This is a genomic window from Pseudoalteromonas prydzensis (assembly GCF_001661495.1).
In the GTDB taxonomy this organism is placed as follows: domain Bacteria; phylum Pseudomonadota; class Gammaproteobacteria; order Enterobacterales; family Alteromonadaceae; genus Pseudoalteromonas; species Pseudoalteromonas prydzensis.
In genome coordinates this window covers 38,222-51,556 of sequence record NZ_BDDT01000004.1, presented here as the reverse complement: position 1 = coordinate 51,556, position 13,335 = coordinate 38,222, and the positions used below count along the sequence as shown (strand labels likewise).

The 13,335-nt window shown below is 40.9% G+C and carries 12 protein-coding genes; 6 read left to right on the top strand and 6 right to left on the bottom strand.

The genetic code is table 11. From position 1 onward, the window contains the following. Positions 1-26 precede the first annotated feature (26 nt). The 5 genes from A7968_RS09725 to A7968_RS09705 all read right to left on the bottom strand — a co-directional run bounded on the left by A7968_RS09725 (position 27) and on the right by A7968_RS09705 (position 6,271). A complete protein-coding gene (locus tag A7968_RS09725) occupies positions 27-476 on the bottom strand; it encodes a hypothetical protein (RefSeq protein WP_064666389.1) in 450 nt (149 codons plus the stop codon). A 12-nt stretch (positions 477-488) separates the two neighbouring features. Then, positions 489-1,304: a DUF481 domain-containing protein gene (locus A7968_RS09720; protein WP_064666388.1), complete on the bottom strand. Its 816-nt coding sequence runs from the start codon at positions 1,302-1,304 to the stop codon at positions 489-491. 61 nt (positions 1,305-1,365) lie between these two features. After that, positions 1,366-1,686 carry an HI1450 family dsDNA-mimic protein gene (locus tag A7968_RS09715; protein WP_064666387.1) on the bottom strand — a complete coding sequence of 107 codons (321 nt, stop codon included), beginning with the start codon at positions 1,684-1,686 and terminating at the stop codon, positions 1,366-1,368. A 107-nt stretch (positions 1,687-1,793) separates the two neighbouring features. Further along, positions 1,794-4,910, bottom strand: a complete 3,117-nt coding sequence (locus tag A7968_RS09710) for an efflux RND transporter permease subunit (protein WP_064666386.1) — start codon at positions 4,908-4,910, stop codon at positions 1,794-1,796. Positions 4,911-4,921: 11 nt separating this feature from the next. Beyond that, positions 4,922-6,271, bottom strand: a complete 1,350-nt coding sequence (locus A7968_RS09705; RefSeq protein ID WP_244270407.1) for an efflux RND transporter periplasmic adaptor subunit — start codon at positions 6,269-6,271, stop codon at positions 4,922-4,924. 118 nt (positions 6,272-6,389) lie between these two features. Between A7968_RS09705 and A7968_RS09700 the strand changes: the two genes are divergently transcribed. The 4 genes from A7968_RS09700 to A7968_RS09685 all read left to right on the top strand — a co-directional run bounded on the left by A7968_RS09700 (position 6,390) and on the right by A7968_RS09685 (position 9,251). Next, positions 6,390-7,181 (top strand): crotonase/enoyl-CoA hydratase family protein, encoded by a 792-nt coding sequence (locus A7968_RS09700; RefSeq protein ID WP_064666385.1) that lies wholly within the window; start codon positions 6,390-6,392, stop codon positions 7,179-7,181. A gap of 136 nt (positions 7,182-7,317) precedes the next feature. Next, positions 7,318-7,674: a CidA/LrgA family protein gene (locus A7968_RS09695; protein WP_264373501.1), complete on the top strand. Its 357-nt coding sequence runs from the start codon at positions 7,318-7,320 to the stop codon at positions 7,672-7,674. After that, entirely contained in the window at positions 7,667-8,374 is a 708-nt protein-coding gene (locus A7968_RS09690) for an LrgB family protein (RefSeq protein ID WP_064666383.1), read from the top strand. The genes A7968_RS09695 and A7968_RS09690 overlap by 8 nt, the downstream gene beginning before the upstream one ends. A gap of 40 nt (positions 8,375-8,414) precedes the next feature. Then, positions 8,415-9,251: a mechanosensitive ion channel family protein gene (locus A7968_RS09685; RefSeq protein WP_064666382.1), complete on the top strand. Its 837-nt coding sequence runs from the start codon at positions 8,415-8,417 to the stop codon at positions 9,249-9,251. 62 nt (positions 9,252-9,313) lie between these two features. Here A7968_RS09685 and A7968_RS09680 read toward each other — a convergent pair whose 3' ends face one another. Further along, complete coding sequence (locus tag A7968_RS09680) at positions 9,314-11,479, bottom strand: TonB-dependent siderophore receptor (RefSeq protein WP_084448129.1); 2,166 nt, start codon at positions 11,477-11,479, stop codon at positions 9,314-9,316. Positions 11,480-11,580: 101 nt separating this feature from the next. On the opposite strand from A7968_RS09680, the gene A7968_RS09675 reads away from it, so the two are divergent. Next, a complete protein-coding gene (locus A7968_RS09675; protein WP_064666381.1) occupies positions 11,581-12,723 on the top strand; it encodes a PepSY-associated TM helix domain-containing protein in 1,143 nt (380 codons plus the stop codon). Continuing rightward, entirely contained in the window at positions 12,723-13,193 is a 471-nt protein-coding gene (locus tag A7968_RS09670) for a PA2404 family protein (RefSeq protein WP_064666380.1), read from the top strand. Before A7968_RS09675 ends, A7968_RS09670 begins: the two co-directional genes overlap by 1 nt. The last annotated feature ends 142 nt before the right edge of the window (positions 13,194-13,335 follow it).

Sequence of the window (13,335 nt, the reverse complement as noted above, 5' to 3'; positions counted from 1 at the left end):
GCTATTGCGCTTTTTTTATGTCCAAATTATAGCGTTTCTGTTGCCTTGGGCTGACTAATCTTATCAGCTAACGCTGCGAGTAAACCAGCTTGATCATTAGTTCCTAAACGATATTGGCTGCCATCTTTTAAAGTTAGCTGCACAGCACTAAACCCTGACACTGTGTAAATCCAGCCATCATGGGTAATGCGCAGCCCTATACCATGGCGAAAAGAGTTTTCTACGGCTTTCGCTTCAATAATATCCGCTAGTTGTAACTTATCGCCAAATACCCCTGGTCCAAAACCCCAACTGATCTGGCTGTTATCCACTTTAATTGTTAAACCATGGAATAAAAAGCCCACCAGCAGTAAAATCGCAGCAAACACCATTAATGGCATATCTGCACCAATCAAGTACCAGGCTAAACCAACAAAGCTGGCAATCCAGCTTAAAATAACAAAAATGAACAGTGCAAATTGCTTGTGTTGATACATAACACTCTCTTATTAAAAACTATAAACTAATGTCGCACTTAGTTCTGAATCAAACTTTAACTTGTCGTCTTCCGGCTTGGAATTATAGCGATACAAATAGGCAAATTTTAGTGATACTGAGCCCATAACTTGGCTTATCAATGAAGTTTCTGACTTTAACCGAGAGTTTAACCCTGATAAAGATTGCTCAATACTTACATCTTGATTAAAGCGAGTGCGTGTCGATACCGTGCGCTCCCATTGTAGCGCTAACCGTAACAAATAACCGGTTTTAGTTTTATCTTCATCCTCTTCAAGCTCGACATCATGTTCGGCCACTGAGCGATATAAACCAGGTCCGATATCAAAATCGACTTGGTTTTTCACTCCTTGATATAAACGGTTACCATAACCTGCTGCGAGTGTACTTTTGAAATCAAGGCCACTGAACTCATCTTCTTCGTAATCGCCATACATAAAGAACGACGCATTTTTTACCCCAACCTTATAATTGCCCTGCGCTGAGAGAAAAATACGGTTAGCTGATACTTCATCATTACCTGTGGTTTCATTTCGGTCACGTTTATATAAGCTATCGATTTTGAATTGATTGCGCCACTTCTCGAGATCTTGATATAAATTACCTTTGAACTTCAAACTGGTCGAGTTAGTATTACCGCGGCTCACAATAAAACCAAATTCCGTATCACCGTATAAAAGTTCACCCTGATGGATTTTATGGATCTCTTCATCGGAGAGTTGTCCATACTCATGAAAATCTTCAAAAGGGTCAACAGCCCAAACGTTTAAACTCAGCAAACAGCTCAATAACAGTAATATTCTGATCACTGTACGCTCACTTTACTGAGGTTAAAAATACGGCGACTTTCACACAAGTACGACATCGATATTATTCGCTATCTTTCCACAGAATATGGCAAAACGGGGCATCTTTATCACGGCTAATCAAAATCTTAGCAAATAAAATATCTTGATTATCGAATTCAAGACCCACCAAAACCTGAATAAATAATTCCGGTTCTATTTCCAAGGCAACAAAGTCATGCCATTGCTCATCCGGTTCACCTTCTTCAATGAAACCAAGTTCTTCACGGTGTTGATTAAAGTCTGCAACATCTTGCTCACTGAGGTTGTCTGGGGCTAACTCTAAAAAGATATCGTAAGCTTGATGTGTTACTTCTTCTTCGCTGTATAAACGGGGTCCTGTCATCGCCATAAACCTTTCATGATGCTAATGCGGGATATAGTATCAAACCTCAGCAAATTTTTGCCAAAAAAAAGCCAGGTTTCCCTGACTTTTTTTATACGCGCCTTATTTTACTGTTGCGTCGTCGCTGTGCCTTTTACTTTTTCACGCATTGCTTGCACCAAACTATAAAATAGCGGTACCAGTAAGGTGCCAAATATCGTCGCAGCTAACATCCCCGCAAGTACTGTGACACCCAGTGATACACGGCTTCCAGCTCCAGCGCCAGTTGCAAATACTAATGGCAAAACACCAAGTACAAATGACAGTGCCGTCATTAACACTGCACGAAACCTCATTTTAGCTGCACTCAATGCCGCATCGAATATGCTTTTTCCCGCAAGGCGTTCTTCCATAGCAAATTCAACAATCAAAATAGCGGTCTTGGTCGACATACCAATTAGCAGTACTAAACCAACCTGCGCATAAATATTATTTTCCATACCTAACACGTAAAGCGCTAACATAGCACCAAACATTGCCAGTGGAATTGCCGCAATGACAGAAAACGGAATAGTCCAACTTTCATATTGCGCCACTAAGAATAAGTAAACAAAGATAACAGCTAAAGCAAATAAGATTGGTGCCATATTCCCCGCTTCAATCTCTTGCTTAGATTGCCCTGCCCACTCAAAGATATAACCACTGGGCAATTGTTCGGCAAGCTGTTGCATTGCTGCAATTGCATCACCACTTGAAAAACCAGCGGCAGCTTGACCGCTGATACTGGCACTGCGGTACAAGTTAAAGTGATTTAAAGTTGTAGGACCCAGAATTGGCTCCAGTTTAGCCAGCGTGGTCAGTGGTACCATGTCACCTTCGTCATTACGAACAAAATAATGCTGTAAATCGGCTGGGTTTTTACGGAACTCGCTCTCTGCTTGCATGATGACTTTATAAGTTCGGCTAAACTGATTGAAGTCATTAATATACAGTGAACCTAACTGAGCTTGCAGGGTTAAAAATATATCACTTAACGCAACCCCTTGAGCTTTTGCTTTATTTCGGTCTATCTCTAAAAAGTACTGCGGCACATTCGCCCTAAAGGTACTGTATACATTACTTAAGCTTGGGTGTTGGTTCGCTTCATATACTAAGCCATTAAGTACTTGCGCCAGCTCAGTCGGATCTCGGCCTTCGCTGTCTTGTAAGCGAAATTCAAACCCTGCACTTGCACCAAGCCCTGGAATGGGCGGTGGATTGAACACCATAATCTGTGCATCAGGCATCGCCCACAATTGCCCCATCAAACGCCCTATTACTGACTTTAAGCCAAGCTCTGGTGCGGTTCGTTCTTCCCAATCTTTTAAAATAACGATTCCGAGCGCATTATTCGAACCTGCACCACCTAATAATGAAAACCCCGATACCGCAATAAAATCAGTTGCCGCTGGCTCTTGTTTTACAATTTCACCTATTTTTTGCATCACATCCTGCGTACGTCCAGAGGCCGCAGCATCTGGCAGTTGCACATCAACAAATACAAAACCTTGGTCTTCTGCTGGTACAAAGCCCGTTGGCACGCTTTTAGCCAACCAACCAGCCGCAACAAAGATAACTAGCGCAAAAATGGCCATCCGTGCTGAACGCTTTAAAATAAAGTGAATTATTTTACTGTAAATTGACGTTGATTTAGTGATACCACTTTCAATAGGTGCCAACCACTTAATTGGTTTCATGGCTTTTTCATTTAGCAATAACGCACATAAAGCAGGGCTTAAAGTTAATGCATTAACCGACGAGATAAGTACCGCAAACGAAATGGTTACCGAAAACTGCTTATAAAGCTCACCGGTTATGCCGGGCATAAAACCGACCGGTACAAATACAGCCAACAACACTAGTGTGGTTGCAATAATGGGTCCTGTCACTTGCTCCATCGCTTTCGTTACCGCTTCTTTAATTGGCAACTTTTCTTCTTTGAGGATCCGTTCAACATTCTCTATGACAATAATCGCGTCATCAACCACAATACCAATAGCAAGCACTAGACCAAATAAGGTGATTAAGTTAATGGAATAACCCATTGCCATCATAAACGCAAACGTACCGACAAGTGATACAGGGATTGCAATGGTTGGAATAAGGGTCGCTCGCCAGTTTTGTAAGAACAAAAATACCACTAATACAACCAAACCAACCGCTTGAAATAGCGTTATAACAACCTCTTCAATAGAGCGATTGATAAACTCAGTCGTATCGTAAGGAATTGAATACTCGACACCATCGGGAAGCTGTTTTGCAAGCTCAGCCATGGTTGCTTTAACGTCAGTTGCGACTTGCGTTGCATTAGCATCAGTTAATTGATAAATAACGATAAAGGCCGTGTCTTGTTGATTTAACTTGGCAGTAGTACTGTAATCGGCAGAGCCAAGTTCAATCCGGGCAATATCATTTAAACGTACAAAGTTACCGTCTTTATTCGCGCGAATAATGGTTTCACCAAACTCTTCAGGAGTTTTTAAGCGCCCTTTTGCTTGAATTGAATACTCAAACTGCTGGCTAGGTAAACTTGGTGCGGCACCGAGTTTACCCGCAGCCACTATCGTATTTTGCTCTTGTAACGCAGCTTGGACTTCGCCTACAGTCAGCCCTAAAGCAGCCATTTTGTCTGGCCGTAACCATAACCGCATGGAATAGGTTTTCTCACCCATTACTTCAGCAGAAGCAACACCGGCTATGCGCCCAAGCGGCTCCGTAAGATAGTTGGTTGCGTAGTTGCTTAAAAATATTGCATCGATATTCTCTTGATTCGAGTACAAGTTGATACCGAGTAACATTGAGCTGGACTTTTTCTTAACCGAAACGCCTTGACGTGTTACCTCATTAGGTAACCCTGGCTCAGCAAGGGCGACTCGATTTTGTACATTCACTTGTGCAATGTCAGTATCAGTACCGACTTTAAAATAGACAGTGATATTCGCAGTGCCATTATTGGTAGAGCTGGATTCGATATACATCATATCTTCAACGCCATTAACTTGCTCTTCAATGGGTCGAATCACTGATTCTTCTACAATTTGTGCACTAGCACCAGGGTAACTGGCAGTAATTTGTACTTGTGGGGGCGTTATTTCCGGGTACATATTCACCGGAAGTAGTGCCATTGAGATCAGGCCCGCAAGGGTGATCACAATGGAAATCACCAAGGCAAACTTTGGCCGCGCGATAAACGTTTTACTGATCATGTGCGTTCCCTTTAGCTCGCTGTGTCTGTTTTGTTTGAGATTGTGCCAGTGCTGTGATCAACCTGTTTTTCGACCGGTTTGACTTCAGCGCCTTGACGCACTTTTTGCAGGCCTTCAACAATTACTTGCTCACCTTGTTCAAGGCCTGATTCAACGACCCACATTGCGTTGATCCGGCGCCCTAACTTAACAATACGCGTTGCAACTTTATTATCTGCACCTACAACTAAGACAAATTTACCTTGCTGGTTTTCTTGTACGGCTGCTTGTGGGATCAGTGCTTGTAATTGTTTGTCTTTGCTTTCAACAATTAAGGTCACAAACAAACCAGGCATAATGATATTTTTTGGATTTGCAAATGTCGCTCTTAGTTCGACTGTCCCCGTACTGCGATCAATCTTAGTATCCGCAAAATCTAATCGCCCTTTAGAGTCAAAAGCTGAGTTATTTGGTAAACGTAGTGATAAATCGATTGGCACATTTTGTGGATTATTAGCATTACCTTGATGTTTCTGACGATAATTAATGAAGTCTGCTTCTTCAACTTGGAAGCTCACATAAATTGGATCTACATCTGTTAATTCAGCAAGCTCATTTGATGACGGGCTCACTATATTACCCACATCATAGTTCACTTTACCTATGCGCCCTGCAAACGGCGCTTTTATTTCGGTATAGCTCAAATTTAGTTTGGCTTTTTCAAGGCTTGCTCTTGCTGATGTCACCGCTGCTGCAGCTTGATCATACTTAGTGGTTAATTTATCTAAATCAGATTGTGAAATAAAACCTTGTGAGGCCACTTCTTTACCACGTTTTAAATCCCGGGATGCACCATCTAGTCCAGCAAGTTTACTTTTTAAGTCCGCTTCGATTTCTGCGACAGTCGATTGGTACTCACTTGGATCAATTTTTAGTAACAACTGGCCTTTTTCAACAAATGAACCTTCATCAAAATGGCGCTCTATTAGCTCGCCCTCAACACGGGCACGAATTTTAACCTCCTGATGAGCTTCTGTTCGTGCAACAAACTCACGGTAATTACCGACTTCCTGAGTCACCACATTAAATACAGAAACCGCCGGAGCAGGAACTACTTGTTTCGTCGCGTTGTCATCTGAACAACCAGCTAACAATGCAATCAATGTTGTACCCACAACGCCTTTAATCGCGAGTGACATGTAAGATCCTAAAATGCTAGGCGTGAACCGTTTTAGCATGGTTTTTCTCCTTGGTAGATTGCGCATACTACCTTTATGGTTATTTGCAAAATGTGCTTTAAACGCAACGTTGCGCTCAGTGGCTATATTGATCGATAAGATAACAATTAGTTCAGCTAAAAATATACACCACTTTGTAATCATTTGTGCGCCAAATTAACAATAATCAGCACTTATACAGCTTATTTTTCAACTAAAAGCCATGCTTTACATCAATTCAATTAACTCGTAAGCTGAACTGAAACAGGTCAGAGGAGTTGACATGATAAACTTTGAAAAACAACAATCTATTGCCTTCGTGACATTATCCCGAAAAGATAAACAAAACGCGTTAAACTTTGTCATGTTCAAACAACTAACAACAATTATTAAGCAAATAAAAAAAGATGCCAGTATCCGTGCCGTTATTATTCAAGGTGAGGGGGAGCACTTTTGCGCTGGGTTAGATATTACTGCGGTGATGAAAAACCCGATTAATATAGTAAAACTGCTGTTTAAATGGTTGCCTGGAAACTGTAATTTAGCTCAGCAAGTTGTGCTTGGCTGGCAATCTTTAAGTGTGCCAGTGTTTGCGGTGATCCAAGGTAATTGCTTTGGTGGCGGGCTACAAATAGCCCTTGGCGCTGATTACCGTATTGTTCATCCTGATGCCAAACTCGCTATTATGGAAGCACGTTGGGGACTGTGTCCGGATATGGGGGCGAACGTTATTTTGCCTAGCTTAATAAAACGTGATGATGCAATGTGGCTTGCCAGTCATGCCGAGCCCATCAGTGCCGATAAAGCGTTGCAATTGGGATTAATAACGCAAGTAAGTGACGATCCTAAACAGCACTGTTTAGCTATGATAGACACTTTGTTAGCTCGTTCGCCAGATACATTGGCGGCAATTAAGCGTGTGACGCAACAAAGTTTTAACTCTCCAAGAAGACAAATTTTAGCCAAGGAAACAATCAGCCAAATTCGTCTACTTGTTAATAGTAATACCAAAAAAGCCATCGCTAGAGCCAAGGGCGCCGATAACATTGAGTATCAAAACAGTAAACGCTGGTAACATAATTGCGCAGTCACTTTGTGCAGTGACTGGTTAGCAATAAGTCGCATAGCGTAAAATCACGATACATGATGAAGTTTAGTACGACCCAGTAAGTAAATTATCAATGGATACGTAAACCACTGTGCTAAAAAAACTGTTCCCCTATTTGCTTAGTAGCTCGTTAATTTTGGGCTGTTTAGCGGCAGCAAAAATAATTATGCATTGGCTACAAGGCAGTTTTCCTGCCCCTTTATTAGCCATGCTGATACTGCTTATTTTATTGTTAACTAAGGTTGTTAAAGAACATTATTTGGCACCTTGTGCTAAACCTTTATTAAATTTTATGCCGTTGTTTTTCATTCCCGCGGGGGTCGGCTTTATAGAGCATCTTGGCATCATTGCTCAACAATGGCAGTTTTTAAGTGCCGTGATCATTTTAGTGCCATTGACCAGCTTGTTACTGATTGCCACACTGATCTGTGCTTTTAAAGGTCGGGTTGAACATGATTGAGCTTTGGTGGTTAAGTGTTCCTGTGATTATTTCGCTATTTCTAGGACTAAAAAAACTCAATTCATCGATCACTAATCCTTTATATAAAGCATTAACTAACCCAGTTTTTATTACCATTACACTGATTGGCATTTTATTAGTCAGTTTAAAACTGCCCTACACACAGTTTGCTTCGCATAGTCAGTTATTAAGTAGCTTGTTAGAGCCTGCGATTGTTGCTTTGGCGCTGCCGTTGTATCAACAGTTTGTGCATGTACGAAAAAACTTTTTACTCATCGTCAGCAGTTGCACTTTAGGCATTATCAATGCCACTTTTATTGCCACACTACTTAGCTGGGCATTTTCAGTAGAGTCACAATTAGCCGCTTCGGTTGCTGCGTTATCAGTCACCACGCCTATTACACTACTCGTTACAGATTCGCTTGGTGGTATTGCTTCATTAGCAGCAGCGATGGTGATTTTTATCGGCTTACTCGGCGCTTTATTCGCCTTACTAATTTTACGCTTGCTGGGAGTTCATAATCATCAGGCACAAGGCGTCGCAATTGGCACGGCGTTTCATGCTATTGGCACTGCTGCTGCACTTGTCGAGCACCCACGCATTGGCGCATTTGCGTCTGTGGCGATGGCATTAAGCGCATTACTAACCGCGTTAATCGTGCCGTTACTTTATCCATTTTTAAGTCAAGCTCTGCTATGATACGCAGTAATACTTCAAGCAAATTATTTATGGCCATGTGATGATCAGTTCAGAAATACAGCAAGTCGAAAAATACTACACCATGATCAGCGAGTACCTTGTTAAATACAGTATGCAGCTAGTTGGTGCATTACTCATTTTGATTTTTGGTTTATGGGTAGCACAAAAAATATCGAAGATGGTCGCCGCATTAATGGCACGCAATAATATCGATATCACTCTCACTAATTTTGTCAGTAATGTAGTCAAAGTATTATTGATCATCATGTTTGTTATTATCGCGTTGGGTAAAATAGGTATTAGTGTCACCCCATTTGTTGCTGCAATTGGCGCAGCATCTTTAGGCGCAGGTTTAGCATTACAAGGCATGTTATCAAATTATGGTGCGGGCTTAGCGATTATCGCGACACGTCCCTTTGTTGTTGGTGACACGATTGAAGTTAAAAATGTCAGCGGTCAAGTAAAAACCATTGAGTTAGGTTACACCATTTTGATCAACGAAGAAAAAGTCGAAATTACTATTCCTAACAAACACATCGTTGGCGAAATACTGCATAACTCCTTTAATTATTCATTAGTAAAAGGTGAAATTGATATTGCCTATAATGCCAGTGCTGAGCATGCTATAGAGCTTATAGAAAACGTATTAAAAGACCATGAGTTAGTCGCAAGTGAACCGCTTTCACAAGTTGGTATTGAACGTTTTGCTGACAGCGGCGTAACTATTAGCTATCGCTACTGGGTGCCAACGACGAAAATAATTGAAACCAAGCTGGCCGTAAACGGTGGTGTATATAGTGCGATTCAAGGTGCCGATATTGAAATTCCATTCCCACAACGCATTGTTACTATTAATAAACACGATCTTGATAGTTAAATGCAGTATATAAAAAGGGAGCCGCTGACGGCTCCCTTTTTACGGCTAGTTATAGTACAGCTTTAAAACTTATAGCGCACATTCGCAGTTACAGTTCTGCGTTGACCATAGAAGCAATCTCCACGCGCTAAACATGATGTAATCACTGTTTTATCCGTTAAGTTTTGCGCTTGTAAACTAAAACTATAGTCATCAAAATCATAACCAACCATAGCATCAAATAAAGTATAGTTATCTGTTTTAATAGGGTCATTTAAAACCATATTATTCATTTCAACATAGGCACTTCCATCTGATGTTTCACCAACGTAACGTGCTCCAAAGCCCATTTTAAAGCCGTTCAATGACTCTGGTCGCCAAGTACTCCAAATAGACGCTTGCTGATCTGGTAATGCACTTAACTCTGCACCATCTTCACCAAGAGTATTACTTTGACTTACATAGCCGTCGGTATATGCATAAGATGCGTAAACATCGACTGTATCCCACGCTAATTGTGCTTCTAATTCAATACCTTTAACTGTTACCTCACCTTGCTGAATTTTTCCATTAGGGTCAATAAGATTTGCATTACCCACCTGGTCAGCTGGTAAGCTGGTAGTGCGGTTTTGCTCAACAATGTGATACACCGCAGCCGTTAATAAATGCTCTGTGCCTGCGGGTTGATATTTTAAGCCCGCTTCAACTTGCTCACCCGTTTTTGGTTCGAATGCATTACCGTAAGCATCTTGACCTATTAATGGTTCAAATGATTCACTATAACTTGCATACGGTGAAACCCCTGAGTCAAATAAATACATCAAGCCTAAACGACCGGTGGTCGCATACTGTGACTCACTTTTGCCGTTTTCAGGGTTTGTTGTTGCTTTATCGCGACGTAATGCTGTTGAGACTATCCACTTATCAGCAATTTTCATACTGTCTTGAATATATAAGCCAGTTTGATAAACCTTTGACGAGTCATAATCAACGATATCATCTACCGTTGGTAAATTAGCGACTTGGCCATATTGCGGATCAAATAAGTCTAACGTGCCAGCAAGCCCTGAGTATGAATCGTTATCGGTATACGCATTTTGATAATCAAACCCCATCACTATTGTGTGCTCAATATTACCGGTTATTATATTGCCATGAAACTGGGCATCACTGGCAATAGCCCGCGAATCAGCGGAGCTAAGATAAGACACTCGCTTGACGCTGCGCCCATCTTCTAAAAATTTAGGTGGCCAACCATAAATCGTATGATAATCAGCATGACTATCGGTGTAACGCGCAGCAAGTTTAAACTGCCAATCAGCATTAATATTTTGCTCTAAAATCGCAGTGATTGACGCTTGCTCAGTATCATAACGATCAAAACCCGGCTCAGAAACAAAACGGTTTGATGGAATTTTGCCGTTTTCGTTTTCTAAAATAGTGCCTGAGTGAGGTAAGAACGAGGTACTCGTGCCTGATTCATTCTTTTGCCAATTAGTTAATAGCGTTATTTTTGTATCATCAGTGGCATACCAGGTTAATGATGGAGAAAGCACAATACTGTTATCTGGCACATAATCAGTTTGCGTGTCACTTTCACGCCATAAACCAACAACACGGCCAAGTACTGACTCATCGTCATTTAAAGCACCAGTAATATCTCCCGCAACTTGTTTACGCGAATAATTACCAACTTGCCCCCAAAGCTGCCCTGATGTTTCAGCTTCTGGTTTTTTACTGACTAAGTTAACAATTCCGCCAATTGACCCCTGTCCATAAAGTACTGAGCTCGGCCCTTTTAGTATTTCAATTTGCGACAATCCATAAGGGTTAGTACGAACATTATTATAACTACCATACAACGATTTTAAGCCATCTAGGTATTGTACGGGCGATACACCACGAATAACCGACCAATCGCCACGGGTATCAACACCGTATGGACCGTTATATAAACCAGACACATAACCAATTGCATCTTGAATAGTTAATGCGCCTAAATCTTCAATTCGCTCTTGCGTTAAAACAGAAACAGATAATGGAGTTTCAATAATTGGCACATCTGATTTAGCCCCAGATGCACTCATGTATGAAATCAAACCTCGTTGACTTTTGATGGTGATAACTTCTAAATCTTGATCTTTTTTTATTTCGTTCACGTCATTTGCAAACACTACAGAAGAATTAAAAAGTGTATACAAAGCCAATGAAACCGCACTGAATCGTGTATTTATCCCGCTTAACTGCATTTTTATCCCTACCGATAAATTGAAATTTGCCATAGTTTAATAGTACAATTACTCAAACACAACACAAACAATAATAAATATCATTTAGATAAAGGTTGATAATGGCAAAACTAAGTAAGCGATTTTGGTTTCAATTACATGGCTGGTTCTCGCTACCAGTGTGGGTGTTATTCTGTTTTATTTGTGTAACAGGCACTATTTCGGTGATCAGCCACGAATTAACCTGGCTAACAAATTCACAAGCACGTGCGAGTAACCCTGATAACTTACCTGAACAATCTAAGCAAGCGCTTATTGACAGCTTAATAAAAGAGCACCCAACAGCTGATGTTATGAGTGTGCTTAGCTACGAGCCTTATTTGGTCAATGCAATTATTTTTACTGATACCGATAAACCATACGCAACAGCCTATGTAAATCAATACACTGGTGAAGTACAAGCGGTCTATCAAACAACTTCATTCATCGAGTTTATGCGCACTTTACACAGCTGGTTATATTTTCCATGGCAAGAAGGCTATAGCGTTGGCTACTACCTTGTCAGTGCCATGGCATTTGTGACTTTGGGTGCTTTAGTAACTGGCTTAATAATTTATAAAAGCTTTTGGCGTGCTTTCATTCAACCTAAAATCCGCTTTAATCAAGGCAGTAAAACGTTATTAAAAGATTTACACACAATGGGCGGTGTTTGGTCTATTTGGTTTATGGCGATTATGAGTTTAACTGGGCTGTGGTATTTAGCTCAAGCTATTATGTGGCATAACGAAATTGATATTGAAGAGCATGCACCGATTGTAAGCGAAGCTCAATTACCAAGTGCAAGTACTGCAAAAGCAATTGATTTAGACAGTGCAATTTCGATTACTAAAAACCGGTTTAGTGAGTTTACTCCTACATACATCATGCTTCCTGAGCATAACCGCGGTATGTATAGCATCATGGGTGCCGGTGATACTATTTTTTATGATGGCTATGCATATTCTACAGCAATCAATCCGTGGACTGCTGAAATCGCTTCAAGTAAAAGCCCGGAAACCATGAGTACATTGCAAACCCTGTCACACATAGCAGATCCATTACATTACGGCACAATTGGTGGTATCTGGACCAAAATAATTTGGTTCCTATTTGGCGTAATTTTAAGTGGTATGTCAATTACCGGCTTTATGATGTATTCAAAAAAACTTGTTAAAGCGAAGCTGCCGAGCCCTGTAACTATTAACGATACTGCGGAGGCTAACTAATGGCACGCTTACAAACAACCTGGTGGCAACGTAACAAGTATTTATTTAATGCACTGATTTTAGTGCTGCCTTGCATCTATATTTATCAGGCTTTGAACCCAACCTTTCCTGATCTATGGCAAGAACAAACAGTAGGTGAATTTAAAATAGCGCCGATGCCGCTAAATATGAAGCAACCGTATTCACACCATAACGAATATGTAAAAGATTTCTTTTTAGCGTTTAACCAAGGCGACATCAGTAACATTCGCCAAGCTTATTTAAATATAGGCCCACAACCTTTGCCACTGAGTGAGTTTGCAAAGGGAGATGAAGGCATTATGCACGGTACCAATCACGGGCAACACGCCCATGCAATTGCATCTGCAACTATTAGTAAAGGTGACAAACTGTGGGTAACTATTCAAACTTGGCAAGGTAAAGAACTCGTTCAACACTGGACAATCCCAAGTCAGTTAATACAACAGTAATCAGCTAGCTTAGGGTGCCTTGCCCTAAGCTGCCCCCCTCTTCCCCTTAACGTTACTCGTAGTCAATTCTCGTCTATAAAAATCAGCCTAAATCACTATTTTTTAACCTTTATTAAACACTGCAAAAACAAACCCTTTACAA